Genomic DNA, 26,259 nt, shown 5'->3' on the forward strand with positions numbered 1-26,259 from the left:
AGGGTCCACCACATGCGCGTCATCCTCTTCACCGGCAAGGGCGGGGTGGGCAAGACCACCACGGCCGCGGCCACCGCCGTGCGTGCGGCACGCGCCGGCATCAAGACCCTCGTCATGTCGACCGACGCGGCCCACTCGCTCGGTGACGCCCTCGACGTCGACCTGGCCCACCACGGCGGCAGCCAGACCGAGCCGCACGGCACGGGGCCCCGACGACCGGTGCCGGTCGAGGTCGAGCCCGGCTTGTCGGCCCTGCAGATCAGCGCCCAGCACACCGCCGACGGCGGCTGGCGCCTGGTGCACGACTACCTGATGTCGGTGCTCGCCACCCTCGGCATCGAGGCGGTGGTCGCCGAGGAGCTGACCTCCCTGCCGGGGGCCGAGGAGGTCGCCGCCCTGCTCGAGCTGCGGACGCAGGTCGAGTCCGGCGACTGGGACCTCGTGGTGGTCGACTGCGCACCCACGGCCGAGACGCTGCGGCTCCTCGCCCTGCCCGAGGCGCTCGCGTGGCACCTCGACCGCCTGCTGCCGGGCCAGCGCGGCCTGATCCGCTCGCTGCGTCCCGCGGCGGCGGCCGCGGTCGGTGTCCCACTGCCCGACCCCGACGTGGTGGAGGTCGTCACCGGGTGGCACCGACACCTGCGCGAGCTGCAGCGGCTGCTCACGAGCGACCTCACCTCGGTGCGGCTGGTGCTGACCCCGGAGCGGGTGGTGATCGCGGAGTCGCGGCGCACCTGGACCTCGCTCAGCCTGTACGGGTTCGTCGTCGACGCGGTGGTGGTCAACCGGGTCTTCCCCGACGCGGCCGGGGACGCTGGCGACGGCACCCCGCCCGACCCGTGGCGCAGCGCGTGGAACGAGGCGCAGCAGGCCGGCCTGGTCGAGGTGCGCGAGTCCTTCGCGGGGCTTCCCGTCGTGGTCTCGCCCTACCTCGCCCGGGAGCCGATCGGGCCCGACTCGCTCGACGAGCTGGCGGCGGCCCAGGACCCCGACGGCTCCGGGGTCTCCACCCTGCTCGAGCCGGTGGCGCACCGTGGGCTGACCGTCACCCGCGCCGCCGACGGCTTCACTCTCTCCCTGCCGCTGCCGCTGGTCACCGCTTCCGACGTCGCCCTCCAGCGGCGCGACCAGGAGCTGCTGGTGGCGGTCGGCGACCACCGCCGGGTGTTGACACTGCCCGCAGCCCTGCAACGATGCGACGTCCGGAGTGCCTCAGTCCGTGAGGGCATGCTGCGGGTGCGGTTCGTCCCGAACGAGGAGGTGTGGCCCCGTGGCTGAGCACGGCCGACAGGAGCGCGAGCCGGTGGGCTCCGTGGCCGAGGAGACGGCCCGGCTCGTCGAGGCGCTCGGCGGATGGGCGGAGGGCCTGCGCGCGCAGCACGCCGACGCCCGTCCCGACGCGGACGCTCGCGCCGACGCGGAGCCGGCCGGCGCGCGCCCGGACGACAGGCAACCGGACGACGGACGACCGGCCGACGGGCAACGGCGCGATCGGCGACCGGACCACGAGGACGCCGCCGGCGGAGACACCGCCCGGTGCGAGCACTGCGGCGTGAGCTCCCGGGTGGGGGAGGCACAGGCGTGCCGGCTGTGCCCGGTCTGCCAGGGCATCGCCCTCCTGCGCACCGTGCGGCCGGAGACGGTCGAGCGGCTCGCCGACGTCGCGGCCGCCCTGTCGGGCGCGTTGCGGGACCTCGCGGCCGACCGCTTCGGCCAGCCGCCGCCGACCCCGCAGCCCTCGCCACCTCGTGGACAGCGGGTGCAGGACATCGTCGTCGATGACGAGGATGACGACGACCAGGGCGCCCCGCCCCGCAGGACCGACCCATCCCGAACCAGGCAGGAGAGCACAACACCGTGACGGCCACCATCGGACTCGACATCGGCGGCACCAAGATCGCGGCGGGACTGGTCTCGGCGGAGGGCACCATCCTCGCCGAGACGCGGTGTGACACCCCGGCCCAGGACCCGGACCGCATCGCCCACGACGCCGCGACCCTCATCGCCGAGCTGGCGGGCGGCACCGACCAGGAGGTCGTCGGGGTCGGTGTGGCCTGCGCCGGGTTCGTCAACCGCACCGGGTCGCACGTGCTGTTCGCACCCAACCTCGCCTGGCGCGACGAGCCGCTGAAGCAGCGGCTGGAGGCCTTGGTCCGCTACCCGGTCACCATCGAGAACGACGCCAACGCCGCGGCGTGGGGCGAGTTCCGTTTCGGCGCGGCGCGCGAGGCCGACGACATGGTGCTCCTCACCATCGGCACCGGCGTCGGGGGCGGCATCGTCAACGACAGCAAGCTGCTCCGCGGCGCGTACGGCGTCGGCGGCGAGCTCGGCCACATGCGCGTGGTGCCCGGCGGCATCCGCTGCGGCTGCGGGAACCGGGGCTGCTGGGAGCAGTACGCCTCGGGCAACGCCCTGCTGCGGGAGGCCAGGGAGCTGGTCTCGTCCGGCACGCCGCACGGCGCTGCGCTCGCGGACGCCTGCGGAGGCGACCCCAAGAACCTGCGCGGACGCGACATCACCGAGGTGGCGCAGGGCGGCGACCCGGCTGCGGTGGAGCTCATCGCGGACCTCGGCACGTGGATCGGTGAGGGGGCGGCCTCCGTGGCGGCGATCCTCGACCCCGAGCTCATCGTCATCGGCGGCGGGGTCGCCGAGGCCGGTGACCTCCTGCTCGAGCCCATCCGCGCGGCATACGCCCGGCAGCTCACCGGCCGCGGCCACCGGCCGATGGCCCACATCGTGCCGGCCACGCTGGGCAACGACGCCGGCCTGATCGGAGCGGCGGCGATCGCGGCCGAGGGGATCGGCGAGGGCCCCCGACGGGGGATCACGGAGTGACGGCCGAGCAGCAGCCGGCCCTCAGCATCGGCATCGACATCGGCGGCACCAAGGTCGCCGGTGGAGTCGTCGACAACGAGGGCGCGGTGCTGCACCGCGCCCGGCGCGACACCCCGCACCGCTCGAAGAAGCCCGGTGTCGTCGAGAACACCATCGTGGAGGTCGTCGACGAGCTGCTCGAGGTGGTCGGGCCCGGCGCGGTCGTCGCGGTGGGCATCGGGGCCGCGGGCTTCGTCGCCGCGGACCGGGCGACCGTGGTCTTCGCCCCCCACCTGTCGTGGCGGCACGAGCCGCTGCGTGACGCGCTCCAGCGCCGGGTGCCCGTGCCGATCTTCGTCGACAACGACGCCAACGCCGCCGCCTGGGCGGAGTGGCGCTTCGGCGCCGCTCGCGGCGAGACGCACGTGATGATGGTGACGCTCGGCACCGGCATCGGCGGGGCGCTGCTCATGAACGGGCAGGTGGTGCGCGGCCGCTTCGGCATCGCCGGCGAGTTCGGCCACATGCAGGTCGTGCCCGGCGGGCAGCGCTGCGAGTGCGGCAACCGGGGGTGCTGGGAGCAGTACGCCTCCGGCAACGCCCTTGTGCGCGAGGCGCGCTCGCTCATGACCGCCAACAGCCCCATCGCCAGTGACCTGCTCGACCGGGTCGGCGGCGACCCCGCCAACCTCACCGGCCCCCTCATCACCGAGGCGGCGCAGGCGGGCGACCAGACCGCCGTGGAGCTCCTCGCCGAGATCGGGTCGTGGCTCGGTGTCGGCATCGCCAACCTCGCCGCCGCCTTCGACCCAGGCCTGTTCGTCATCGGCGGTGGCGTGAGCGCGGCGGGTGACCTGCTCCTGGGTCCGGCCCGCGAGACCTTCCGCAAGCACCTCACCGGTCGCGGCTACCGGCCCGAGGCCGGCATCGTCGCGGCGCAGCTCGGCAACGAGGCGGGCCTCATCGGCGCCGCCGACCTCGCCCGGGTGGGCGCGGGCGCGGACCCCGGGGTCGGCGCGGGCGCGGACCCCGGGGTCGCTGCCGACCCGGTGGTCCGGGGCTGAGGCGGGGGAGCGACGTGGGCAGCATCCGGGTGGCCTCCTACAACCTGCGCGACTTCAAGGACGACCCCGCCGCGGCGGCTCGCGTCATCCGCGCGATCGACCCCGACGTGCTGTGCCTGCAGGAGGTGCCGCGCCGGCTGTTCTCGTCGTTCCGGGTCGCGGCGTTCGCGGCCCGGTGTGGCCTGTACTGGTCGGGGCGGCACCGCGGCAGCGGCGGCACCACGATCTTCACGTCGCTACGCGTCCAGGTGGCCGAGTCGCGTCACCACCGCCTGCGGGTGGCGCGCCTGCAGCGCACCCGGGGGTATGCCGTCGCCCGCGTCGCGTCGCCGGGTCACCAACCGCTGGTCGTGGCCAGCGTGCACCTGAGCCTCGACGCCACGGAGCGCGAGCGGCACGCAGGTCAGGTCCTGCGGAGCCTCTCCGGCGGCGGACCCGTCGTCCTGGCAGGGGACCTCAACGAGGGTGAGACCGGCAAGGCGTGGCAGCTGTTCGCCGCCGGGCTCCGGCTGGTCTCACCCACCACGCCGACCTTCCCGGCCCGCAGCCCGCGCCGGCTGCTCGACGTGGTCTTCGCCTCCCCGGAGGTGGCGGTGCTGCCGCACGCCGACGTCGACCTCCCGGAGGCCGACCTGGTGGCGGCCACTGACCACCGCCCCGTGTGGGTCGACCTCGAGACGCCGACGGTCTGACGGTCGCGGTTCAGGGACGGGTGTCGGTGGGGTCCACCACGCCGAGCCGCTGGAGGGGCGAGCGGACGGCCTCGCCGAGCAGGCCCGGCGGGAGCGCGGTGTCCGACCCGGGCCGCCACGCCATGTCGAGCTCGACCGGTGGCCCCTCGACGACCGCGACGTGCGGGGCGTACCGGTGCACGACCTCCGCCAGTACCGGCGCCTGCGAGGCGGCCGAGCGAGCCACGCGTCGGTAGGGCAGGGCGAGGAAGGTCGTCAGGCTCGTCAGCAGGGTCTCCCGCAGGGCGGGCGCCGCGGCCGAGAGCTGCTCCACCTGCTGCCGGTCCTGCTCCGACAGGGGCGGCGGGTCGGCCAGCCGGACGGCGAGCGCCCGCTGCGGCCTCGCCCGCACCCCGGACTGCCGGTCGAACACGCGCCGTTCGGTCACGGTGCAGAAGACGAGCTCGGCAACCTGGGGCCAGGCGATGGCGCGTCCGGGCTCCCGGTCGGTGCCGGCCAGCCAGACCCCGCCCGGCCCGACCAGCACGCTGGGGGCACGGGACTGGCGCCACTGCACGATGGAGGCGTACCCGCAGGCAGCCGACAGCACACCGAAGATCAGGAAGCCGGCGAGGGCGAAGTGCCTCAGGGCCTGCAGTGCCCCCGCCGCCGCCATCGCTGACGCGAGGGCGAGGACGACCGGTGAGGCGGGCGGCCCGTACAACGCGGCGCTGGGTCCGGCTCCTGGAGGTCCGGTCACGGACTCGGGCGGCGTCAGGTCACGGGCGCGCATCCACGACGACTGCTGCGCGACGAGCCGAGGTCTCATGGCCCGGGAAACTAGTGGCGCAGCCCCCGACCGACGGCGAAGTCGCGCGCGATGCCAGCCGAACGGTTGAGGTCGGGCGGGAGCGGCTAGACCCGGGCTCCGTCGTCGTGGTCGTCCTCGTCGCGGCTCTTGGGCTGGCGCAGCACCAGCAGCACGAAGCCCATGACGGTGAGGCCGAGCGAGCCGAGGACCCACCAGGTGCTGAGGTCGGCGCTGTGGAAGATCACCTGCCACAGGAGCAGGAGCGGCCCGGCGACGAGGCCGACGACGATGCCCCAGAAGTGGAGGTCCTCCTGCGGCGGCAGCGGCGCCGTGGGGCCGGGGTGGAAGTGCTCGTCCTCGTCGTCCCCCGCGTCGTTCCCGTCACGGGCACCGGTGCCGCCGTCGGTGCGGCCGGGCACCGCGCTCGTCGTGGCCCCCCGCCAGACCGGGATGCTGTCGCCCAGCGGGGAGGGGGTCCCGCGCAGCGGGGACGGGTTGACGCCGAAGGGCCGTGCAGGCGGGGTGGCTCGGTCGGGTCCCGACGCCGACCCGGGCGGGTCAGCGGTCGGGTCGTCGAGGTCGTCGAGCCCGGCGAGGTCGGCCGGCGGCTCGTTGGTCTGGGGCGCGTCGGGGCCGCGGTCCGGCAGGGGCGCCACGTCGTCCCAGTGCGCGATGATGTCCGCGAACTGGGCGTCAACGTCCCTGTCGCTCATGGTTCTCCGTCCTGACCCGCCGCCGGCGTCGTCTCTCCCCGCGGTGGCTAGGAGCTGAGCCGTTCGCTGCTGAGCCGCTCGATGAAGGCCACCGACTCCTCGAAGATACGCGGCGCGTCATTGTCGAGGGTAGCCACGTGGTAGCTCTCGTGCAGCAGGATCTCGGTGACGTCCTGGCTCGAGATCTGCGACAGGATCAGCTCCGAGCTGGCCGCCGGGACGACGTGGTCCTCGGTGGAGCGCAGCAGCAGCACCGGCTGGGTCACCTCGGGCAGGTCACGCACGACGGTGCGCCACGCGACGAACTGCGAGTGCGCGGCGTGCACCGCCGCCCGCTCGTAGGCGAGCTCGGTCACGCCCGGCTTCTTGATGTCGCTGCCGATGGGAGCCGCGCTCGGCATGACGTACTTCAGGACCGGGATGAGGCGCAGCCGCCAGTCGTTGAACTTCACCGCCGGGTTGACCAGCACCAGCCCGGACACCCGCGGTCCGTGCTCCTCGGCGATGGCGAGTGCGAGGGAGCCTCCCATCGACAGGCCGCCGACGAAGACGTGGCTGCAGCGCTCGCGGAGCTCACGGAACTCACGGTCTGCCACGGCATACCAGTCCTGCCAGCGGGTGCGGTTCATCTCCTGCCAGGTGGTGCCGTGACCGGGCAGGCGGGGCACCCGCACCGTGAAGCCCGCCTCGGCGAGGTGCTCGCCCCACGGGCGCATGCTCTGGGGGTTTCCGCTGAAGCCGTGGATCAGCAGGACGCCCACGTCTGAGCCGTCGTGGGCATAGGGCTCTGCGCCGGGCAGGACGGGCACGCGGACTCCTGTGGGACGGGCGCCGGCACGGCGCGCGATCGGTCGCGCGCATCCTCGCACGGGGGCATGGTGACGTCGATAGTGTCGTAGAGTTCAGCGCGTCACAGGAGGGAGGTGCCACGTTGTTCTACTGGGTTCTGAAGACCGTCGTCCTCGGACCGATCCTCAAGCTGCTCTTCCGACCGTGGGTCGAGGGGGAGGAGAACATCCCCGAGGACGGCCCGGCGATCCTGGCGAGCAACCACCTCTCGTTCTCGGACTCGATCTTCCTGCCCCTGGTGATCGAGCGACGGGTCACCTTCCTGGCCAAGGCCGACTACTTCACCGGCCGGGGCGTGAAGGGCCGCATGACGGCCGCCTTCTTCAAGGGCGTCGGACAGCTGCCCATCGACCGCAGCGGTGGCCGCGCGGGCGAGGCGGCGCTGCGCTCCGGCCTGAAGGTGCTGCGCCGCGGCGAGGTGCTCGGCATCTACCCCGAGGGAACCCGTTCCCCTGACGGCCGTCTCTACCGTGGCCGCACCGGCGTCGCGCGGATGGCGCTCGAGGCGGGCTGTCCCGTGCTGCCGGTGGCGATGATCGGCACCGACAAGGCCCAACCCACCGGCAAGGTCGTGCCGAAGATCATGCGCATCGGCATCCGGATCGGGAAGCCGCTGGACTTCTCCCGCTACGAGGGCATGGAGGACGACCGTTTCGTCCTGCGCTCGATCACCGACGAGATCATGTACGAGCTGATGCTGCTCTCGGGGCAGGAGTACGTCGACATGTACGCCACCTCGATGAAGGACCGCATCCTCGCCGCGGCCAAGAGCAAGGCCCGCGAGCTGCAGGAGGCCGCCCGCCCGGGTGCCGCCGTCAAGGAGCTCGAGGAGGCGCTCGACGCCGCTGAGGGCAAGCTCCGCCGGCGCGAGCCGAAGGTCGACGACGCGGCCGCCGACATCGACGAGACCACCCCCGACGGTGGGCATGGCGACGAGCAGCCGGACGGCCGCGACGTGCCGCCCGACGAGCGCGCGGCCAGCTGAGCCGGCGGTGACCGACCGCGGGCAGCCCGACGAGCGGCCGGACGAACGGTCGGACGAACGGTCGGACGAGCCGGGTGTCGTCGAGGCGTTCTGGAAGGGCATCGACGTCCTGCGCCCACTCGCGCTCGCCTACGCCGTGTATGCCGCGTGGAGCCGGCAGGAGCAGATGGTGCGCCCCGAGGTGGCGTGGGCGGTGCTCGGCGTGCTGGCGGCCTGGACCGCGTTCCTCGTGGTGCACCGTCGTCGCACGCTGACCCTCGTCCTGGTCGAGCTGGCACTGGCCGCCGGCGCCATCCTCGCGACCCGTGTGGTCGACCGCGAGCCGGTCATCCATGCCGGGTCGCCCACTCTGCCCACGTTCTGGCCGGCGGCGGCGGTCGTCTCGGCCGCGGTGCTGCTCGGCCGCAAGGGCGGCTTCCTCGCCGCCCTCGTCATCGGCGTGGTCGACCTGCTCGAGGTGCAGGACCCGACCTTCCACACGGTCAACAACGTCGTGCTGCTCCTCCTCATCGGCACCCTCATCGGGTATGCCGTGGACCTCGCCCGCGAGGGGCATGCCAAGCTGCGGGCGGCCCTCGCGCTGGAGGCGCGGGTGCGCGAGCGCGAGCGCCTGGCGCGCACCGTGCACGACGGCGTGCTGCAGACCTTGGCTTTCATCAACCGGCGCGGCGGCCAGCTCGGCGGCGAGGCCGCCGACCTCGGCGGCATGGCGGCCGAGCAGGAGCGCCGTCTCCGCGCCCTGGTGACGGCCACCGAGGCCGACGAACAGCTCCCGCCCGACGGCGAGGTCGACCTGCGGGCGCTCCTGTCGCGGCACGCCGGCGAGCGCGTGCAGGTGGTGGCCCCTGCCGACGCGGTGCTGGTGCCGGCGCCGACCGCCACCGAGCTCGCGGCGGCAGTGGGCGCGGCCCTCGACAACGTGCGCCAGCACGCCGGCGAGGGCGCGCAGGCGTGGGTGCTGGTCGAGGACGAGGGCGACACCGTCGAGCTCACGGTCCGCGACAACGGCGCCGGTATGCCGCCCGGCCGGCTCGACGAGGCCGCCGCCGACGGCCGGCTCGGCGTGTCGTCGAGCATCCGCGGCCGGCTGCGCGATTGTGGGGGCGACGCGGAGTGGGTCGTCCGCGAGGGATCGGGAGTGACGGTGCGGATGCGGGCGCCCAAGCGCGCGCCGCACCCGGCGAGCGGGGGAGAGCGGGTATGACCGAGTCAGTGGACGGGGTGGCCGGCGGCGACCGACCGGTGACGGTGGTGGTGGCCGACGACCACCCGCTGTGGCGCGACGCCGTGGCGCGCGACCTCACCGAGGCGGGTCTGTCGGTCGTGGCGACCGCCAGCGACGGGCCGGGCGCGGTCAACCGGACCAAGGCGACCCGCCCCGACGTGCTGGTGCTCGACCTCAACCTGCCCGGGCTGGCCGGCCACGAGGTCTGCCGGGCCGTGGGTGGGCTCGAGACCCGGGTGCTTATCCTCTCGGCCAGCGGCGAGCACCAGGACGTGCTCGACGCGGTCAAGGCCGGGGCGACCGGCTACCTCGTGAAGTCGGCGTCGAGCCCGGAGATCATCGAGGCGGTGCGGGCCACGGCGCGCGGCGAGGCGGTGTTCACGCCGGGCCTGGCCGGGCTGGTGCTGGGCGAGTTCCGCCGCATCTCCAGCGAGCCGCCGCAGGAGGCCGGCCGGGAGGTGCCGGAGCTGACCGCCCGCGAGACCGAGGTGCTCAAGCTCGTGGCGACCGGCATGTCCTACAAGGAGATCGCCGCCGAGCTGTTCATCTCGCACCGCACCGTGCAGAACCACGTGCAGAACACGCTCGGCAAGCTGCAGCTGCACAACCGGGTCGAGCTCGTCCGGTTCGCCATCGCCCGCGGGCTGGAGACGCCGACCGCCTGACGCCGTTCGCGCGAGCCCAGCCGGCGGCCTCAGTCCCTGGCCGCGGCGAGCACCTGCTCGCGCAGGATGTCGGCGTGGCCGCCGTGCTGGGCCAGCTCGCGGAGCATGTGCAGGTAGACCCAGCGCAGCGGGAGCGGGCCGCGCCGGTTGCCGTGCAGCAGGTCGTCGAGCCCCAGGTCGGCCGTCGCGCGCCGCGAGGCCTCGCACGCCTCGCGGTGCGCCTGCTGCACCGAGGCGATGGTGTCGCCGTCATCGAGCACGAACGACTCGTCGGGCGTGTCCGGGATGCCGATCTCGGAGCGGGGGCGGCAGGTGACCCCCTCGTCGAACCACACCTTCTCGACGAAGGTGGCGTGCTTGACCAGGCCGAGCAGCGTCGTGCGCGACGGCACGAGGGAGCGCCGGGCCTGCTCCTCGGTCAGCCCGTCCAGGCAGTCGTGCAGCACCTGGCGGTGCTCGTCGAGGAACACCTCGAGCTGGGCGCGCAGGGGTTGGTGGAAGACGTCCTCGGCGAGGGTGGTGGGAAGGTTGGACACGACGCGCAGCATCCCAAGCGGGTCCGTCAGCGGCAAGGGAGCGTCCCAGGGCGGCCGAGGCTAGGCAGGGTACATGCGGTGCCGTTCGGCGTCGGTGACCGAACCGCAGCGCTCGCAGCGCTTGAAGCGCTCGCCTTCGGTGCCCCTCTGCACATGCCACCGGTGGCCCAGGAGCTTGCACACCACGAGTGACCGGTTCACGTCTCGAGGATCCCGCTCCATGGTGCCGTGGACCTCCGCCGCCTGACGTGCCCGTCGCGTGCGTGTCGACCGCGCGAGATCGGCACGATGACGTACGGCTGGCCACCGCTGGGGGACGGGGATGCCGTCGGTGCGGTCCCGGCATACGGGCCCCGGCAGGGGCGGTGACGGCGGAGACCTATCCTTGACCACGTGAGCACCCCGCACGCCTCCGACGCCCTCGCCAGCCTCGCGGCCGGCGCCGACCTCACCGCTGCCCAGCAGCCGGACTGGCCGGACGCCGCGCAGCTTGCCGACGCGATCGCGACGCTGGCGACCTATCCGCCACTGGTGTTCGCCGGTGAGTGCGACGTGCTGCGCTCGCGGATGGCGGCGGCCGCACGCGGTGACGCGTTCGTGCTCCAGGGCGGTGACTGCGCCGAGACCTTCGCCAGCGCCACGGCCGACAACATCCGCGACCGGGTGAAGACGATCCTGCAGATGGCCGCCGTGCTGACGTACGGCGCGTCGGTGCCCGTGGTCAAGATCGGTCGAATGGCGGGGCAGTACGCCAAGCCCCGCAGCAGCGGCAACGAGACCCGTGAGGGTGTGACCCTGCCGGCCTACCGCGGTGACATGGTCAACGACTACGAGTTCACCGAGGCCGCCCGCACGCCGGACCCCCAGCGCCTGGTGCGGGCCTACCACGCGAGCAGCGCGACCCTGAACCTCGTGCGCGCCTTCACCACGGGTGGCTTCGCCGACCTGCGGCACGTGCACGACTGGAACCGCGGCTTCGTCGCCAACGCCGCCAACTCGCGCTACGAGCGGCTGGCCCGCGACATCGACAAGGCCATGAAGTTCATGCAGGCCTGTGGCGCCGACTTCGAGGCGATGAAGACGACCGAGTTCTTCTCGGCGCACGAGGCGCTGCTGCTCGACTACGAGCGCCCGCTGACCCGCGTCGACAGCCGCACCGGTGACCTCTACGACACCTCGGGCCACTTCATCTGGATCGGCGAGCGCACCCGCGACCTCGACGGTGCCCACGTCGACTTCGTCTCCAAGGTGCGCAACCCGATCGGCGTGAAGCTGTCGAACAAGGCGCACCCGGACGACGTCCTGCGCCTGATCGACAAGGTCGACCCCGACCGTGAGCCGGGCCGGCTGACCTTCATCACCCGCATGGGTGCCGGGACCGTGCGCGAGGCGCTCCCGCACCTGGTCGAGAAGGTCACCGCCTCCGGCGCGCTGGTGACGTGGATCTGCGACCCGATGCACGGCAACACCTTCGAGTCGGCGTCGGGCTACAAGACCCGCGACTTCGAGGACGTCGTCGAGGAGGTCCGCGGCTTCTTCGAGGTGCACCAGGGCCTCGGCACGGTGCCCGGCGGCATCCACGTCGAGCTGACCGGCAACGACGTCACCGAGTGCCTCGGCGGCAGCGAGAAGATCCTCGACGAGGACCTCAACAAGCGCTACGAGAGTGTCTGCGACCCGCGCCTGAACCACCAGCAGAGCCTGGAGCTGGCGTTCCTGGTCGCGGAGATGATCTCCCGCGACTGACGACGAGACCGACTGACGACGAGACCACCGAGCCGCACCACCTCACCCAGGGGGACACCATCAGCACGCCTGCCGTCGACCTGCTCTCCGACACGCTGACCCGCCCCACCGAGGGCATGCGGGCGGCCATGGCCTCCGCCGTGGTCGGTGACGACGTCTTCGGCGAGGACCCGACGGTCCGCGAGCTGGAGCAGCGCGTCGCCGGGCTGCTCGGCCACGAGGACGGGCTGTTCACCCCCACCGGCTCGATGGCCAACCAGCTCGGCATCCGGCTGCACGTCAAGCCGGGGGAGGAGCTGGTGGCCGACTCGCTCGCCCACGTGCTGCGAGCCGAGATGGGTGCTGCCGCAGTGCTCTCGGGCATCAGCTCGCGCTCCTGGGTGGGGCCGCATGGCCTGCTCGACGCCGCGCAGCCGCTCGCGCTGATGATCCCCGACGGCGGTGCCTACCAGGTCAACACGCGCCTGGTGGTCGTCGAGAACACCCACAACTTCGGCGGCGGCACGGTCCAGCCGCTCGAGCAGATCGAGGCCCTGCGGTCCGGCACCCGCGAGCGCGGTGTGGCCCTGCACCTCGACGGGGCGCGGCTCTGGAACGCCCACGTGGCCACCGGCGTCGCCCTCGAGACCTACGGCCGGCTGTTCGACACCGTCAGCGTCTGCCTCAGCAAGGGCCTCGGGGCGCCGGTCGGCTCGGTGCTCGTCGGCTCGGCGGAGCAGATGGCAGAGGCCCGCATCTGGCGCAAGCGGTTCGGCGGTGGGATGCGCCAGGTCGGCATCCTCGCCGCCGCCGGCCTCTGGGCCCTCGACCACCACGTCGAGCGGCTCGCCGACGACCACGCCCGCGCGCGCCGGTTCGCCGAGGCCGCCGCCGAGGCGGCGCCCGGCAGCATCGACCCCACCCGCGTCGAGACCAACATCGTCATCCTCGACGTCTCGGTCGCCGGCTGGACGTCGGCCGACTTCGTCGCCGCGGCCGCCGAGCGCGGCGTGCGCCTGTATGCCGTGTCCGGCACCGCCGTGCGCCTCGTCTGGCACCTCGACGTCGACGATGCCGGCACCGACCTGGCCGTCACCGAGCTGGTGCCCCTGCTGGCCAAGGGACCGCAGTAGCGCTCAGACCTCGTGGTGGAGCAGCTCGGCGGGTGGGTCCTGCTCCGCCGTCGTCTCCGGTGTGCGGCGTCCGAGCAGCTCGACGACGTACATCGCCGTCAGCACCAGGGCGCCACCGCCGAGCATCCGTGCGGTCAGCCGCTCGCCGCCCGCCAGCACGGCGAAGAACGCCGCGAACACCGGTTCGAGGGTCATGACGATCGCCGCCCGCGTGGCGGGAAGGTGTGACTGCGCCCAGGTCTGGGCCCACAGGGCGACAGCCCCCGCGACCAGGGCCATGTAGAGCAGCGAGGCCCACTGGCCGCCGTCAGACGGCAGCGTGAGGCCGTCGGGCACGGCGGCGACGGAGCACATCAGGGCGATCACGAACGCCTGCACGGTCGCCAGGCCGGTGGCGGTGTGGGCCCTGCTGAAGCGGCCCAGGCCGATGATGTGCAGCGCGTAGAGCGCCGCGGAGGCCAGGGTCAGCGCCTCTCCGTAGCCGACCGCCAGCCCGCGCAGCGACAGCACGGCGAGCCCGGCCGTGGCGAGCCCGACGGCCACCCACGTGGAGGGCGCGATCCGGTCGCGGAAGATCAGGGCGCCGAACACCGGGGTCAGGACGACGTAGGTGCCGGTGACGAAGCCCGAGACGGAGGCGTCGGTGTGCTCCAGCCCGGTGGTCTGCAGCAGCTGGGCAGCCCCGTAGAGCACGCCGAGTCCGATGCCGGTCAGCAGGTCGGCGCGCGACAGTGCAAGCGTCTGGCGGCGGAACACCGCGAACATGACCACGGCCGCGATGGCGAACCGCACGGCGAGGAAGTCGGCCGACGGCACATGCACCACGAGGTCGCGGATGAGGAAGAAGGTGGAGCCCCAGACCGCGGTCACGCCCATGAGCAGCAGCGTGGCGAGGCGCGCCGAACGGGCCGAGGAGCGCGCGGCAGGGCGAGCCGTCATCGCGGGAGCACCGGCTCGGCTCAGACCACGACGAGGGTAACGGTGCTGCCCTTGGGGGCATCGGCGTTGGCGCCGGGGTCCTGGCTGCGGACGGTGCCGAAGATGCCGCCCATGAAGCTGTCGACCTTGACCTTGAAGCCGGCGGCCTCGAGGATCTTCTGGGCCTCGTCGATCTGCTTGCCCTGCACGTCGGGCACCTTGACCATCTCGGGGCCCTTGGACACGACCAGGGTGACCTTGTCGCCCCGGTAGAGGGTGCCGGTGGCAGGTGACTGGGAGATCACGCTGCCCTTGGGCACGTCGGTGCTGAACTCCTGCTTGGTCGCATCGACCTGGAGCCCCGCGTCGGTGAGGGCGCCCACGGCCTGGTCGGCGGGCTTGCCGGTGAAGTCCTGGACCTCGATGGGCTGCCGCCCCTTGCTCACCACGATGTTGACGGCGGCGCCGCGCTTGAGGGCGGTGCCGGCCTTGGGGGTGGTGGAGACGATCTGCCCGGCAGGGACCTTCTCGTCGAAGGCCTGGCTGGTGTTGCCCAGCGACAGCCGCTTCTCCTCCAGCCGGGCCTTCGCCTCGGTCTCGGTGCTGCCGACCAGCTCGGGCACCGTGTAGCGCTCGGGGCCCTTGGAGACCGTGAGGGTGACGGTGGTGCTGCGGCCGACCTCGGCCCCGGCCCCCGGGTTGCCCGAGATCACCGTGTCCTTGGCCACCTTCTCGTCGAAGGCGTTGACGCGCTTGGCGTTCAGGTGGGCGGCCGTCAGCTCGCGCGTCGCCTGCTCGTAGGTCTTGCCGGCGACGACGGGCACGACGGTCGGCGAGCCCGGGCCCATCGTGAAGTACCACAGCCCGGCGGCGACGGCGGCGAGCAGTACCAGTGCGGCCACGACCCACCGCCAAGGACCGCGGTCGCGCCGCTCCTCGGCGCGCTGGTCGGCCCGATCGGACCGGCTGACCACCTGGGTGTGCGCGGCGTCGGCGGCACCGGCACCTGCTGCACCCGCGCCGAGGGGGAGGGCGGTGGTGCGGGCGACGGGGACCGTGCTGGCACCCCCGGCCGCGGCCGCCGCGCCCTCGGGGCGGTGGTCGAGCTCGGTGGGGCTGAGGGCGCGCCGGGTGTTGCGGACCTCGGCGAGGAAGCCGTCGGCGTCAGCCGGCCGCTGGTCGGGGTCGCGGGAGGTCGCGTGCGCCACGAGGGCGTCGAGCTCCGGCGGCACGTCGGCCACGCGCGACGACGGCACGGGCACCGAGCCGTGCACGTGCTGGTAGGCCACGTGGATGGGGGTGTCACCGGTGAACGCCTTCTCACCGGTGAGCATCTCGAACAGGATCAGGCCCGCGGCATACACGTCGCTGCGGGCGTCGGCGATGCCGCGCTCGACCTGCTCGGGGGAGAGGTAGGCGACCGTGCCGAGCAGCATGCCGGTCTGCGCGGCGGTGGTCTGCGTGGTGACGGCACGGGCGAGGCCGAAGTCGGCGACCTTGACGGTGCCGTCCTCGCGGAGGATGACGTTCTCGGGCTTGACGTCGCGGTGGATGATGCCGGCCCGGTGCGCGGAGGCGAGCGCCTGCAGCATGGGGTCGAGGAAGTCGAGAGCCGCGCGGGGCGTGAGCGGGCCCTCGGCCTGCATGACCTCGCGCAGGGTCTGGCCGGGCACGTACTCCATGGCCAGGAAGATGGTGCCGTCGTCCTCGCCCTGGTCGAAGACGGCGACCACGTTGGGGTGGGACAGCCGGGCGGCCGAGCGGGCCTCGCGGCGGAACCGGCTGACGAAGGTCTCGTCGGCGGCGAGGCCCGGACGCATGACTTTCAGCGCCACCTCACGGTCGAGGCGGGTGTCGAGGGCGAGGTAGACCGTCGCCATGCCGCCGTCGGCGATGTGCGACAGGACGCGGTATCGCCCGTCGAGCACATGCCCGACGAGGGACTCGGTCACACCAGAGGACACCCGGAGAGTCTACGGAGGTTTGGGGCCGATCCCCGACAGCCACCCCCCGGTGGGGCGGTTCGTGCCGGGGATCAGCGGCCGGATCGTTACCTCGGACCGCTCACATGCGGGCCCGGTGGGCCTTGACGGCGGCGACGTAGCGCTTGGTGTCGGCGTACATGCCGTGGTGCTGCACGGAGTAGAGCCCCTGGTAGTAGCCGGCGATGGCCTGGTCGGTGTTCTTCGCCGAGCGGGTGAGCGAGCGCAGGATCACGACACCGGCGGTGACGTTGTCCTGGGTGCGCAGCAGGTTGAGCCGGCGTCCGGCCATCTGGGAGGCCCACTCGCCGGAGGAGGGGATCACCTGCATGACGCCGATCGCGTTGGCCACCGACACCTGGCGCTGGTTCCAGCCCGACTCCTGCCAGCTGACGGCCAGGGCCAGGCGCGGGTCGACGCCGTGGCGCCGGGCGGTGCTGACGATGATCTGGCGGGTCTGGGCCCGGCTGGGGACCGCGGCACGGGCCAGGTGGTCGCGGTTCCTCGCAGCCGCCCGCACCACCGCGTTCGGGTACGTGCGTCCGGCGAACGTGTTGCTGCTGTAGGCGGGCTTGGCCTTGGCGCGGGCCGGGACCCGCAGCTTCTGGCCCACCTGCAGGCTGTGCGGGTTGCGCAGCCTGTTGAGCTTGACGAGCGCGGCCTGCGTGGTGCCGAGCCGCACGGCGATGGCGCTCAGGGTGTCGCCGGAGCGCACGTTGTAGCGACCGGTGGCAGCGGGCCTGTGGGCGGCGGCCTTCTTGCCCTTGACCTTGAGCACCTGGCCGGGGTGGATCACGCTGCGCGTCGAGAGGTGGTTGAGCTTGAGCAGGGTGCCGAGCGGCATCTTCGCGCGCTGGGCGATGGCGCCGAGGGTGTCGCCCGACTTCACCCGGTACCGCGCGGTGGCGTAGGTGTGGGAGGCGGTGCGGCGGGCGCCCGAGGACGCGGAGGAGCCGCCACCGGAGCCCGGGAGCCGCAGCTTCTGGCCGACGTAGATGGTGGAGCTGGCCCTGAGCTTGTTGCGCTTCAGCAGTGAGGCGAGCGAGACGTGGCGCTTGCTGGCGATACCGCTGAGCGTGTCACCCGAGCGCACGGTGTAGGTGGTGCGCCGGATCTCCGCGGCTCTCCTCTTCGCGGCCGCGACGCGGGCCGCCTTGGCGCGGGCGGCTGCCTGGGCGGCCATCTTCGCGGTGCGCGGCACCGTCAGGCGCTGACCCACCTGGAGCATGGCGCCACCGGCGCGCAGGTGGTTCTTCTGCACGATCACGCCGTTGGTCGTGCCGTAGCGGACGGCGAGGTCGGCGACCGTGTCACCGCTGCGGACGACGTGGGTGGTCCAGCCGTGCGGGGCCGGCCTGCTCCTCTGGACGATCGCCGTCTGGGGCAGCGCCGCCGGCGACGTGGCCGGCAGGTGGGCGAAGACCGGAGACATGGGGGAGTCCTTTCAGCGCGCCCCCCGCGAGACGTGGTCGTCCAGCCGCTGGTCGGACCGGTCGCCCCCTGTGTCTCGGCGGGCTGGTGAGGCTCGTGTGGTCAGTGAAGTCGCGTGGGGTCAATACAGTCGCGTGAGATCTGTGTTGTCAGTGTGGCTGGTGTGAAGGTACACCACATCTCGAGCACTCATATCGACTTACATCGATGTAATTTGATTTGCCGCCGTTCGCTGGCAGGCTGTTCCGCGTGACTGACGAGGCCCTGAACACCCCCGCCGAACCGGCGACCGAGCCCAGCGAGACCCCCCTCGAGGAGCTCGTCGGCGAATGGCTGACCGTGCCCGACGTGGCCGAGCGGCTGGGCGTGCCGCTGTCGGCCGTGCGTCGGATGATCGAGGACCGCGAGCTCCTCGCCGCCCGCCTCGGCGAGCGCCGCGTGGTGCACGTGCCCGCCCGCTTCCTCGACGAGAAGGCGATGCCGCACCTGAAGGGCACCTTCACCGTGCTCACCGACGGTGGGATGGACGACGAGGAGATCCTGCGCTGGCTGTTCACCCCCGACGACACGCTGCCCGTCCAGGGTGCGCCGGTCGACGCGCTGGCCTCCGGGTTCAAGACCGAGGTGCGCCGGCGGGCGATGGAGACCGCCATCTGACCCGATGCCGTCCGGCCCACCGCCCGCGGTGGGCCGACCCGGTATGCCGCAGTGGCGGCATACCGGGTGTCTCGCCTCAGGCGGAGCGGGCCGTCGAGAAGTCGATGAGCGCGTCGAGCACGTCGAGCGCCTCCCCGGCCAGGTTCCCAGTCGACTTCAGCGCCAGCCGTGCGGCGTCGGCGAGCCCGGCGATCTCGGCCTCGACCGCGTCGACGGCTCCGGAGGAGACGATCACCTCTCGCATCTCCTCCACGCCCTGCGCGTCGAGGTCGGGGCGGCCGAGCCCGGCGTCGATGACCGCTCGGCCGCGCTCGTCGGCACCCTCGAGCGTGTGCGCGATGAGCACGGTGCGCTTGCCTTCGCGCAGGTCGTCGCCGGCCGGCTTCCCCGTGGCCGCAGGGTCGCCGAAGACGCCCAGGAGGTCGTCGCGCAGCTGGAAGGCGTGGCCGAGGTCGAGGCCGTAGCGGGAGAGGGCGACGAGGTCGGGCTCGCTCGCCCCGCCGGCGGTGGCACCGATGAGGAGCGGGTGCTCGATGGTGTACTTCGCGCTCTTGTAGCGGATGACGCGGCTGGCGCGCTCGACCCGCTCCGCGGTGGTGAGGCCGTCCCACGAGCGCGCCGACTCGACCACGTCGAGGAACTGGCCGCCCATGAGCTGCGTGCGCATGCGGTCGAAGACGGCCCGGCCGCGGGCGAGGTGCTCGGCGGGCAGGCCGGAGGTGGAGAACAGCTCCTCGGTCCAGTTGAGGCAGAGGTTGCCGGCCAGGATGGCGCCGGCCACGCCGAAGCGGTCGGCGTCCCCGGACCAGTCCTCGTCGTTGTGTCGCGCAGCCAGCGCCCGGTGGGCGGCGGGGAGGCCGCGGCGGGTGTCGCTGTCGTCCATGACGTCGTCGTGGATGAGGGCGGCGGCCTGGAAGAACTCCATGGCGGTGGCGAGGCGGATCAGTCCGGGGGAGTCGGGCTGGCCCGCGGCCCGGTAGCCCCAGTACAGGAAGGCGGCGCGCAGCCGCTTCCCGCCGGAGAGCAGCGCGCGCACGGCGGCCAGCAGCTGCTCCGTGTCGGGCCCGACCTCGGCGAGCACCGCCGACTGCGAGGCCAGCTCGGCGTCGACGCACTCCTGCACACGGCTGCGCAGGTCGGCGGCATCGAGCGGGTTGCCCACGGCATCTCCTCACGGGCGGTGGGCCGTCGGTGGTGGTCCGTGCTGTCCCGTGGCGGCCCGGCGGGTCTCAGGATGTGTTGACCTGAGCCTAACGTGCGGCCAACTCAACTACGCTCGCCGCATGGCACTCGGACAGCCCTCCCGGCTGCGTCGACCGGAGAACATCACCCGGTCGATCCCGCGGATGCTCGCTGCCCAGCGGCCGTCGATCAGCTTCGAGTTCTTCCCGCCGAAGGACGACGCGTCCGAGGCGGTGCTGTGGGAGGCCATCCGCCGGCTCGAGCGGGTGCGCCCCGACTTCGTCTCCGTCACCTACGGAGCCGGGGGCACCACCCAGGACCGCACGGTGCGCGTCACCGAGCGCATCGCCCGGGAGACGACGCTGACGCCGCTGGCGCACCTCACCTGCGTGAACGCCTCGGTGGCGCAGCTGCGCCAGGTGGTGGGGCAGTATGCCGCGGCCGGAGTCCGCAGCATCCTCGCCCTGCGGGGTGACCCCCCGGGCAACGTGCGCGGCCCGTGGGTCGCCCATCCCGAGGGGCTCGACCACGCCGAGGACCTCGTGCGGCTCGTCCGCGGCCTCGGGGACTTCACCGTCGGTGTGGCCGCCTTCCCCGACGTGCACCCCGAGTCGCCGAACCTCGAGCACGACGTCGAGGTCCTCGTCCGCAAGCACGCGGCGGGTGCGTCCTTCGCGGTGACGCAGATGGTCTTCGACGCCGACTCCTACCTGCGCCTGCGCGACGCCGTCGCCGCGCGCTGCGACCTGCCGATCACGCCGGGCCTGATGCCGGTGACCAACTTCAAGCAGATCGCCCGCATGTCCGAGCTCATGGGCACCCCGCTGCCGCCGGCCGTCGTCAGCCGGCTCGAGGCGGTCGCCGACGACCCGCAGGCGATTCGCGAGGTGGGAGTGCAGGTTGCCACCGAGCTCGCCGAGCGCATGCTGGCCGAGGGTGCTCCGGGCCTGCACTTCATCACCATGAACCGGTCGACGGCGACTCTCGAGGTCTACGGCAACCTCGACCTGCCGGTGGCCAGCGTCGAGAACGCCGGCTGAGCGCGTTAGGCGCGCGGAGCGCCGGCTGAGCGCGCGAGGCGGGCCCGCGGCATACCGGCTGGGCCCGAAGGGCCTCAGGGCACGGGCTGGAGCTGTTCCACGAGCGGGACCACGTCGGCGATCGAGTCGAGGACCCGCGTCGGCTGGTAGGGGAACCGGTGCACCTGGTCGGGACGGGTGGAACCGGTCAGCACGAGGAGGGTGCGCAGGCCGGCCTCGAGGCCGCTGATGATGTCGGTCTCCATGCGGTCGCCGATCATCACGGTCGACTCGGAGTGGGCGTCGATGCGGTTGAGGGCGCTGCGCATCATGAGCGGGTTCGGCTTGCCGATGAAGTAGGGCTGCGCACCGGTCGCGGTCGTGATGAGCGCGGCGACCGATCCGGTCGCGGGCAGCGTGCCGGCCGGTGACGGGCCCGATGGGTCGGGGTTGGTCGCGATGAAGCGAGATCCTTTCTCGATCAAGCGGATCGCTGTGGTGATCGCTTCGAAGGAGTAGGTGCGGGTCTCGCCGAGCACGACGTAGTCCGGGTCCCGCTCGGTGAGCGTGTAGCCGATGTCGTGCAGCGCGGTCGTGAGGCCGGCCTCTCCGACGACGTAGGCGGAGCCGCCCGGTCGCTGGTCGTCGAGGAACTGCGCGGTCGCGAGAGCCGACGTCCAGATCGACTGCTCCGGCACGTCGATCCCACTGGCGCGCAAGCGCGCTCGCAGGTCACGCGGGGTGAAGATCGAGTTGTTCGTCAGCACCAGGAAGCGGCGACCGGTCGCGATCAGCGCCTTGATGAAGTCACTGGCCCCGGGGATGGCACGTTCCTCGTGGACGAGCACGCCGTCCATGTCCGTGAGCCAGCACTCGACCGGTCGGGGCGTCGTCATGGCGTTCATTGTGCCCGTGGGCTGGTCACGGTGGGGGATGGCGCCGCCAACCGGGACGGGAGGACGCTGGTGGGCGTCGAAGGAGGTGCTCACCATGTCCCTCACCACGAGCACGATCGCGACGATGCTGCCGGTCACGGACACCGATCGCGCCAAGGAGTTCTACGCGGACCGGCTCGGTCTGCCGTTCCAGGGGGCCAACAGTGCCGGGGAGCTGATGTTCAGCCTGGCCCACGGCGACGCACTGGTGCTGCTGCCCCGCGAGGCCGGCACCCAGTCCAAGAGCACGGCCATGAGCTGGCAGGTCACCGATGTCGAGAAGGAGATGACCGAGCTCGAGTCGCGCGGCATCACCTTCGAGGACTACGACCTGCCCGGTCTGAAGACCGTCAACCACATCGCCGAGATCGACGGTGACCGGGCCGCCTGGTTCCTCGACCCCGACGGCAACGTCCTCTGCATCCACCAAGGAGCGATGCAGGGGGCCACGACGGCGTGAGGTTGTGAGGTCGGCTGGCGGGAGGCCGTGGGCTCGGCTTCGGTCACCGAAGCAATGACGTGGGCAGCTGGGCCGTCAGCGGACCAGCCTGTCACGAAGCCGGTCAGCCCCGTGGGCTCTCCGGAAGTAGGCCTCGGTCATGACCACGCCCTTCGACGGCGGGCCATCCGGAATGGCCCTACGCGGTGCTGCCCTCGTGGCCTGCTCGTCGGGCACCTGGCATTCCCACGACCTCACTGCCGCGAAGGATGTCAACCCCGCCGCCATCACCACCGCGAAGCCGGCGGCAAGAGTGGCCTTGTATCGCGTCCCCACGGGGTCAACCTAGGCGCAGGCACTGCCTCACGTGCCGCGACGGATGCAGGTTCTCGAACGAGTGGCACAGACCTCGCTATCAAGCAGATCAACGGTGCTCAAACCCTTCCATTCAGGACCTCTTCGCGATAAACTCGAACATACGTTCGAAGCGGGGGGAACCGATGAGCGGGACGGTGTCAGCCACAGCAGGGGTCTTCAGCCCGGCTGCCGTGGAGTGCGCCGACCTGCCTGACCTGCTGGGTGCGGTGGCGCGCCTCTCGCAACGGGACGTTGCGGCGTTGTCGGCCCGGGACGCCGAGGGGTACGTGTTGGCCTGCGACCGGCTCCGGTCGGCCCTCGATGCGCGGCGGGCGGTGGCGATGGACACCCTGGCCGCCCACCTGGATGAGGACCTGCAGCGGCGCGCCCACGACCAGCGGCGCGGCGGAGTGCCGGCGCACCCGGGGCCGGAGCTGCACGGGTTCGTCGCCTCCATGCTCGCGCCGGGGCTGCATTGCTCGACCCGGACCGTGCAGCGGCGGCTGGAGGCCGACCGGCGGCTGGTGTGCACGACCGCGTCGACGCACCAGGCGTTGTGGGACGGCGACCTCGACCTGCCCCGCGCGGACGCGGTCGCCGAGGCGGCACGCTCGGTCGACCCCGACCTGTGGGCCCGGTTCGAAGCGCTCGTGCTGGAGACCACCGTCGATGAGGTCACCGGCGAGATCACCCTGGTCTCGGACGAGGTGCGGCGGATGAGCCGCTCGGCGTTCGCCCGCCGGGCCGCCCGGATCGCCCGCACCCTCGACCCGGCCAGCCAGTGCCGGGCCGCGAAGCAGGCCCGTGACCAGCGGCGGGTGGTGATCCGCCCGGACCGGCACCAGCCGGGCATGGCCGTCTGGACCGCGCACCTGCCGACCGACGTCAGCCAGCAGATGGCGGCCGCGGTCGACGCCCTCGCTGGCTCGTATGCGAAGGCCAACCCCGGCACCAGCATCGACTCCCGCCGCGCCGACGCCCTGACCGCCCTCGTCCTCGGCAACGCCGAGGTCAAGACCGTGGTCGAGCTCCTCATCCCGGTCCTGCCGACGCCTGACCAAGCCACCCGCACCCGAGGGGCGCTGGGTCAGCTCAACCCCGTCACCGCCACCCTCACCGACGGCCCGGTCCCCGAGGGCACGATCCCCGAGGGCACAACCTCAGATGGTGCAGCGAGGCACGACACGGTGGCGTGGGTGATCCCCGGCCAGGTCGACGACCCGCGCCACGGAGCCCTGGCCCCCGACGTCATCGCCCAGCTGTTGGCCGACCCCGACGTCATCCTCCGCCTGGCCCGGCTCGACCCGGACGGGTCGATCACCCAGGACCCGACCGCGTACCGGCCCAGCGGCTCCACCCGCCGCCGCGTGCGGGCCCGGGACGGGAGCTGCCGGTTCCCCGGCTGCCACACCCCCGCCGCCCGCACCGACACCGACCACGTCACCGCCCACCCGCACGGATACTATTGCAGGTCTGGACCGCCCCCGACGGCCGCACCTTCACCACCCACCCCCGCCCGCACGACCTGCGCGACGACCTGAACCACCCCGAGCACCCCGACCCCGAAACCGGGCACCAGCTGCGCCGCGGCTGGTACCCCGGCCTCCCACCCGGCCTGTCCCTGACCGACCTCGTCACCGCCGAGGCCCAACTCCCCGACGACCCACCCGACCCCGACCTCCACCCCGAGGCCGTCGGCACCCCACCCCCACCGATCGACTGGACCGAGCTCGACCAGCACCGGTCAAAGACGCGGCGGCCCGAGTCGGCCCTGGAACGTCACCTGATGGACCTGCTCACCGCCTGACCGGCAGGGGGCTGAGCGCCAGCGGTCGAGTTCGCGCGAAGGGTGTGCCGGTGCGGGCTGGGTGGGACTGGCCGGAGCGCGGAGCGAAGCGGGGTGCGGGCACTGCCAGCTCTGGTCCAGTGGGCGGCCAAAGCGGGCCACGAGGTGCCAGAGCTGCTTGACCGTCTGTGGGTGGAACGACCCTGTTCTCGCGGCGTCGCCGATGACCCGGGCGTCGAGGCGGCCCTGCTCGGCGACCTGGTGGCCCAGCTCGACGGCTGCCGGGCCCCGGTAGCCATGGTGCCGGTCGAGCTCGTGGACGGTCAGGACGCGGCCCTCGTGCCACTCGACGGGTACGCCGAGCTCCTCGGCGATGGCCTCGATGCGGGTGTCGCGGTAGCAAGGGTCCAGGACGAGGGCCTCCACGTCGTGGACGAGGTCGACCGTGCCGTGGACGTGAGCCTCGATGTAGTCATCGAGCAGGTCGCCGTCGCCGTCGTCGGCCGCTGGGTCACCCTGCGCGGCATCGAACTCGTGCGCGAGGCGAAGCAGGTCGAACCGGTGCGCCGTGCCGAAGTCCGTGGGTTCCATGAAGGAGTCGGGGAAGCAGAAGGTGGTCCGGCCGAGCGTGTGCTCCGCAAGGCGCAGGTGGGCGGACCCGAACCTCGGCGCGCCGCCGAGGCTGCGGCGCCGGTGGTTCAGGGCGCCGTACTTCGGCCGTTCTGACACCGGCGCGTCGTTGTAGGCGCCCCCGAACAGGCGCTCCTCCCACAGCCAGCGGTTACCGCCGGGATGGGCGGTCAGGCCACCGTTGCTGGTCCCGGTCTCGAACTGGGAGCGGTAGACCCCGTCACGCACCATCGCCTCGAGGGTCAGCAGCTCTCCGGCGACTCGGTCAGGATGGAAGTTCAGCGTCACTCGTAAGGAGCGGTCCAGCGGTTGGCCGGTGCTCACGGCATCCACGTGCGCGACGGCAGCGGTCACCCAAGCGGTCGGTTCGTGTGTACCGGACATCTCTGTGTGGTCAGGCGACTTCGATGGCCTGGCCGGCGGTGACGCGCAGCAGCTCCTCGTACGTGGTGCGGAAGACCGTGTGGGTGTGTCCGGCTGCGGCCCACACGTAGGGGTAGCGGCTGAGTGAGACGTCGACGACAGTACGAACGGGGCTGGTGTGCCCGACGGGTGCGACGCCGCCGATGGCGAACCCCGTGGCGTTGCGGACGAACTCGGCATCGGCGCGGTCGATGGTGGCGATACCCGTGAGGTCGGCCACCTTGGCGACGTCGACACGGTGGGCGCCCGAGGTGAGCACAAGGAGCGGGGTGATGGAGCCGTCCGGGTCGTGGGCGCGAAACACCAGCGAGTTCGCGATCTCCGCGGGGGTGATGCCGAGGGCCGCGGCTGCAGCGGGAGCGGTGCGGACGGCGTCTGGGAGGGCAACCACCTCGGGGTGCACGTCATGGACCGCCAGCGCGGCCAGGACCCGCTGCACGGCGGGATGCCCCAGCGGGCCTTCCTGGGTCTCTGCAATGCCCTCTGCCATGGCGTGAGCGTAGTGATCAGGAGGGGGCAATGGTGGGTTCCCGCGCGGGCTGACCGGTTGCGCCCGTTCCTCCTGGACGACCTGTGCCGTTCCTCTTGACGGCCTGTCCGAGGCCCGGTGTACAGTCGTTTCATTCGAACAAACGTTCGAACAAGCCGGATCCCGGTCCGGACTCTCGACGGCAGTGGTGTCCCGTGAGGTCCCCATTGTCGACCTGAGGTCCGACACCGGAAACCGGTACGGCTCTGGCCCTGCGACAGGCGCCTCGACCCCGCCCCGCAGGGCCAGGGCCCACCCCATCGAACCCTGGAAGGAGTCTGCCGTGGTGCGCCGATACGAAGAGCCCATCGAGGTCCGGGCCGCGGGCGAGCAGGCCGCTCCAGACGGGGCCTCAGCCGGAAGCCCGGGAGCACCCGCTGCCTTCCTCTGGAGGGGCCGGCTCTACGTCGTCCGCCAGGTGCTCGACCACTGGAAGGAGCGCCGGCCGTGGTGGCGCGACGCTCTCGACGAGCGCCGCGTCCCGGCAGCCGTCCCGGCAGCCGTCGCGGCGACGGGCTCAGGCGCAGCCGGCGCCTCCGACGCCGCCGCCTGCCCCGATCGGAATGCGGCGGGTGCGGTTGGCACGGCGGGTGCGGTTGGCACGACGGGCACGACTGGTGCGGCCTTCGACGTCCTCGGCGGTGCCCGTGAGCGCCAGGTGTGGCGTGTCGAGGCCAGCGCTGGGCGGATGGCCGGCACCGGGGTCTACGACCTCGGCGTCGACCCGGCACCCGGCCAGTGGCGCCTGCTGCGCGTCGCGGACTGAGGGGAAGC

General features: G+C 72.6%; 27 protein-coding genes. 16 read left to right on the forward strand and 11 right to left on the reverse strand.

The features are described 5' to 3' along the window. Positions 1-12: 12 nt before the first annotated feature. The 5 genes from BMW78_RS03965 to BMW78_RS03985 are packed head-to-tail and all read left to right on the forward strand — an operon-like array spanning position 13 to position 4,576. Positions 13-1,278, forward strand: coding sequence for an ArsA family ATPase (locus BMW78_RS03965; RefSeq protein WP_091756699.1), 1,266 nt, complete (start codon positions 13-15; stop codon positions 1,276-1,278). Further along, entirely contained in the window at positions 1,271-1,861 is a 591-nt protein-coding gene (locus BMW78_RS03970) for a hypothetical protein (protein WP_091756701.1), read from the forward strand. The genes BMW78_RS03965 and BMW78_RS03970 overlap by 8 nt, the downstream gene beginning before the upstream one ends. Continuing rightward, the gene (locus BMW78_RS03975; RefSeq protein WP_143056136.1) at positions 1,858-2,841 is read left to right on the forward strand and encodes an ROK family glucokinase; all 984 of its coding nucleotides are present in this window, start codon (positions 1,858-1,860) and stop codon (positions 2,839-2,841) included. The genes BMW78_RS03970 and BMW78_RS03975 overlap by 4 nt, the downstream gene beginning before the upstream one ends. Further along, positions 2,838-3,884, forward strand: coding sequence for an ROK family glucokinase (locus BMW78_RS03980; RefSeq protein WP_143056137.1), 1,047 nt, complete (start codon positions 2,838-2,840; stop codon positions 3,882-3,884). Before BMW78_RS03975 ends, BMW78_RS03980 begins: the two co-directional genes overlap by 4 nt. A gap of 14 nt (positions 3,885-3,898) precedes the next feature. Next, the gene (locus BMW78_RS03985) at positions 3,899-4,576 is read left to right on the forward strand and encodes an endonuclease/exonuclease/phosphatase family protein (RefSeq protein WP_091757360.1); all 678 of its coding nucleotides are present in this window, start codon (positions 3,899-3,901) and stop codon (positions 4,574-4,576) included. Between the two features lie 10 nt (positions 4,577-4,586). Here BMW78_RS03985 and BMW78_RS20655 read toward each other — a convergent pair whose 3' ends face one another. The 3 genes from BMW78_RS20655 to BMW78_RS04000 form a co-directional block, all read right to left on the reverse strand. Beyond that, positions 4,587-5,384, reverse strand: a complete 798-nt coding sequence (locus tag BMW78_RS20655) for a hypothetical protein (protein ID WP_177180262.1) — start codon at positions 5,382-5,384, stop codon at positions 4,587-4,589. An 86-nt stretch (positions 5,385-5,470) separates the two neighbouring features. Beyond that, complete coding sequence (locus tag BMW78_RS03995) at positions 5,471-6,079, reverse strand: hypothetical protein (protein ID WP_091756705.1); 609 nt, start codon at positions 6,077-6,079, stop codon at positions 5,471-5,473. 47 nt (positions 6,080-6,126) lie between these two features. Next, the gene (locus tag BMW78_RS04000) at positions 6,127-6,888 is read right to left on the reverse strand and encodes an alpha/beta hydrolase (RefSeq protein ID WP_091756707.1); all 762 of its coding nucleotides are present in this window, start codon (positions 6,886-6,888) and stop codon (positions 6,127-6,129) included. A gap of 122 nt (positions 6,889-7,010) precedes the next feature. Here BMW78_RS04000 and BMW78_RS04005 point away from each other — a divergent pair, with 122 nt between their 5' ends. The 3 genes from BMW78_RS04005 to BMW78_RS04015 are packed head-to-tail and all read left to right on the forward strand — an operon-like array spanning position 7,011 to position 9,803. Then, positions 7,011-7,913, forward strand: a complete 903-nt coding sequence (locus tag BMW78_RS04005) for a lysophospholipid acyltransferase family protein (RefSeq protein ID WP_091756709.1) — start codon at positions 7,011-7,013, stop codon at positions 7,911-7,913. 7 nt (positions 7,914-7,920) lie between these two features. Next, positions 7,921-9,117: a MacS family sensor histidine kinase gene (macS, locus tag BMW78_RS04010; protein WP_177180263.1), complete on the forward strand. Its 1,197-nt coding sequence runs from the start codon at positions 7,921-7,923 to the stop codon at positions 9,115-9,117. Further along, positions 9,114-9,803, forward strand: coding sequence for a response regulator (locus tag BMW78_RS04015; RefSeq protein WP_091756713.1), 690 nt, complete (start codon positions 9,114-9,116; stop codon positions 9,801-9,803). The genes macS and BMW78_RS04015 overlap by 4 nt, the downstream gene beginning before the upstream one ends. 29 nt (positions 9,804-9,832) lie before the next feature. Here BMW78_RS04015 and BMW78_RS04020 read toward each other — a convergent pair whose 3' ends face one another. Continuing rightward, the gene (locus tag BMW78_RS04020) at positions 9,833-10,339 is read right to left on the reverse strand and encodes a DinB family protein (protein WP_245735647.1); all 507 of its coding nucleotides are present in this window, start codon (positions 10,337-10,339) and stop codon (positions 9,833-9,835) included. Between the two features lie 393 nt (positions 10,340-10,732). On the opposite strand from BMW78_RS04020, the gene BMW78_RS04025 reads away from it, so the two are divergent. Together BMW78_RS04025 and BMW78_RS04030 are read left to right on the forward strand one after the other, a co-directional pair. Continuing rightward, positions 10,733-12,085: a class II 3-deoxy-7-phosphoheptulonate synthase gene (locus tag BMW78_RS04025; RefSeq protein WP_091756717.1), complete on the forward strand. Its 1,353-nt coding sequence runs from the start codon at positions 10,733-10,735 to the stop codon at positions 12,083-12,085. 80 nt (positions 12,086-12,165) lie between these two features. Next, on the forward strand, positions 12,166-13,197 hold the full coding sequence (locus BMW78_RS04030) for a threonine aldolase family protein (RefSeq protein WP_281247062.1): 1,032 nt from the start codon (positions 12,166-12,168) through the stop codon (positions 13,195-13,197). A gap of 3 nt (positions 13,198-13,200) precedes the next feature. On the opposite strand, the gene BMW78_RS04035 is transcribed toward BMW78_RS04030, so the two are convergent. From BMW78_RS04035 to BMW78_RS04045, 3 genes are all read right to left on the reverse strand, one after another. Then, positions 13,201-14,136: a DMT family transporter gene (locus BMW78_RS04035; protein ID WP_091756719.1), complete on the reverse strand. Its 936-nt coding sequence runs from the start codon at positions 14,134-14,136 to the stop codon at positions 13,201-13,203. 20 nt (positions 14,137-14,156) lie between these two features. After that, complete coding sequence (gene pknB, locus BMW78_RS04040; protein ID WP_091756721.1) at positions 14,157-16,079, reverse strand: Stk1 family PASTA domain-containing Ser/Thr kinase; 1,923 nt, start codon at positions 16,077-16,079, stop codon at positions 14,157-14,159. Between the two features lie 100 nt (positions 16,080-16,179). Further along, positions 16,180-17,529, reverse strand: coding sequence for a LysM peptidoglycan-binding domain-containing protein (locus tag BMW78_RS04045; protein ID WP_091756723.1), 1,350 nt, complete (start codon positions 17,527-17,529; stop codon positions 16,180-16,182). A gap of 248 nt (positions 17,530-17,777) precedes the next feature. Here BMW78_RS04045 and BMW78_RS04050 point away from each other — a divergent pair, with 248 nt between their 5' ends. After that, on the forward strand, positions 17,778-18,185 hold the full coding sequence (locus tag BMW78_RS04050) for an Rv2175c family DNA-binding protein (RefSeq protein ID WP_245735649.1): 408 nt from the start codon (positions 17,778-17,780) through the stop codon (positions 18,183-18,185). Between the two features lie 76 nt (positions 18,186-18,261). Here the strand turns inward: BMW78_RS04050 and BMW78_RS04055 are convergent, their stop codons facing one another. After that, complete coding sequence (locus BMW78_RS04055; protein WP_091756725.1) at positions 18,262-19,347, reverse strand: polyprenyl synthetase family protein; 1,086 nt, start codon at positions 19,345-19,347, stop codon at positions 18,262-18,264. A gap of 121 nt (positions 19,348-19,468) precedes the next feature. On the opposite strand from BMW78_RS04055, the gene metF reads away from it, so the two are divergent. Then, on the forward strand, positions 19,469-20,407 hold the full coding sequence (metF, locus tag BMW78_RS04060) for a methylenetetrahydrofolate reductase [NAD(P)H] (RefSeq protein ID WP_091756727.1): 939 nt from the start codon (positions 19,469-19,471) through the stop codon (positions 20,405-20,407). A gap of 74 nt (positions 20,408-20,481) precedes the next feature. On the opposite strand, the gene BMW78_RS04065 is transcribed toward metF, so the two are convergent. Continuing rightward, positions 20,482-21,282: an HAD-IIA family hydrolase gene (locus tag BMW78_RS04065; RefSeq protein WP_091757365.1), complete on the reverse strand. Its 801-nt coding sequence runs from the start codon at positions 21,280-21,282 to the stop codon at positions 20,482-20,484. 94 nt (positions 21,283-21,376) lie between these two features. On the opposite strand from BMW78_RS04065, the gene BMW78_RS04070 reads away from it, so the two are divergent. The 3 genes from BMW78_RS04070 (at position 21,377) to BMW78_RS04085 (ending at position 23,924) form a co-directional block, all read left to right on the forward strand. After that, on the forward strand, positions 21,377-21,781 hold the full coding sequence (locus BMW78_RS04070) for a VOC family protein (protein ID WP_091756729.1): 405 nt from the start codon (positions 21,377-21,379) through the stop codon (positions 21,779-21,781). Between the two features lie 491 nt (positions 21,782-22,272). Continuing rightward, positions 22,273-23,658: an HNH endonuclease signature motif containing protein gene (locus BMW78_RS04080; protein WP_143056139.1), complete on the forward strand. Its 1,386-nt coding sequence runs from the start codon at positions 22,273-22,275 to the stop codon at positions 23,656-23,658. Further along, the gene (locus BMW78_RS04085) at positions 23,583-23,924 is read left to right on the forward strand and encodes a hypothetical protein (protein WP_091756735.1); all 342 of its coding nucleotides are present in this window, start codon (positions 23,583-23,585) and stop codon (positions 23,922-23,924) included. Before BMW78_RS04080 ends, BMW78_RS04085 begins: the two co-directional genes overlap by 76 nt. Here BMW78_RS04085 and BMW78_RS04090 read toward each other — a convergent pair. Together BMW78_RS04090 and BMW78_RS04095 are read right to left on the reverse strand one after the other, a co-directional pair. Beyond that, a complete protein-coding gene (locus BMW78_RS04090) occupies positions 23,862-24,857 on the reverse strand; it encodes a DUF3626 domain-containing protein (RefSeq protein WP_245735650.1) in 996 nt (331 codons plus the stop codon). The two genes, BMW78_RS04085 and BMW78_RS04090, sit on opposite strands and share 63 nt — an antisense overlap. Before the next feature lie 70 nt (positions 24,858-24,927). Continuing rightward, the gene (locus BMW78_RS04095; protein WP_091756739.1) at positions 24,928-25,446 is read right to left on the reverse strand and encodes a YbaK/EbsC family protein; all 519 of its coding nucleotides are present in this window, start codon (positions 25,444-25,446) and stop codon (positions 24,928-24,930) included. A 322-nt stretch (positions 25,447-25,768) separates the two neighbouring features. Between BMW78_RS04095 and BMW78_RS04100 the strand changes: the two genes are divergently transcribed. Continuing rightward, the gene (locus BMW78_RS04100; protein ID WP_091756742.1) at positions 25,769-26,251 is read left to right on the forward strand and encodes a DUF6504 family protein; all 483 of its coding nucleotides are present in this window, start codon (positions 25,769-25,771) and stop codon (positions 26,249-26,251) included. The last annotated feature ends 8 nt before the right edge of the window (positions 26,252-26,259 follow it).

It is taken from the genome of Pedococcus cremeus (assembly GCF_900111375.1).
GTDB lineage: Bacteria > Actinomycetota > Actinomycetes > Actinomycetales > Dermatophilaceae > Pedococcus_A > Pedococcus_A cremeus.

Bases quoted from the DNA above. Each gene is read 5' to 3' on its own strand.
- BMW78_RS03965 (WP_091756699.1), top strand. From the start codon at position 13: ATGCGCGTCATCCTCTTCACCGGCAAGGGCGGGGTGGGCAAGACCACC.
- BMW78_RS03995 (WP_091756705.1), bottom strand. From the start codon at position 6,079: ATGAGCGACAGGGACGTTGACGCCCAGTTCGCGGACATCATCGCGCAC.
- BMW78_RS04045 (WP_091756723.1), bottom strand. From the start codon at position 17,529: ATGTCTCCGGTCTTCGCCCACCTGCCGGCCACGTCGCCGGCGGCGCTG.
- BMW78_RS04070 (WP_091756729.1), top strand. From the start codon at position 21,377: ATGTCCCTCACCACGAGCACGATCGCGACGATGCTGCCGGTCACGGAC.
- metF (WP_091756727.1), top strand. From the start codon at position 19,469: ATGGCACTCGGACAGCCCTCCCGGCTGCGTCGACCGGAGAACATCACC.
- BMW78_RS04015 (WP_091756713.1), top strand. From the start codon at position 9,114: ATGACCGAGTCAGTGGACGGGGTGGCCGGCGGCGACCGACCGGTGACG.
- BMW78_RS04065 (WP_091757365.1), bottom strand. From the start codon at position 21,282: ATGACGACGCCCCGACCGGTCGAGTGCTGGCTCACGGACATGGACGGC.
- BMW78_RS04095 (WP_091756739.1), bottom strand. From the start codon at position 25,446: ATGGCAGAGGGCATTGCAGAGACCCAGGAAGGCCCGCTGGGGCATCCC.
- BMW78_RS04035 (WP_091756719.1), bottom strand. From the start codon at position 14,136: ATGACGGCTCGCCCTGCCGCGCGCTCCTCGGCCCGTTCGGCGCGCCTC.
- BMW78_RS20655 (WP_177180262.1), bottom strand. From the start codon at position 5,384: ATGAGACCTCGGCTCGTCGCGCAGCAGTCGTCGTGGATGCGCGCCCGT.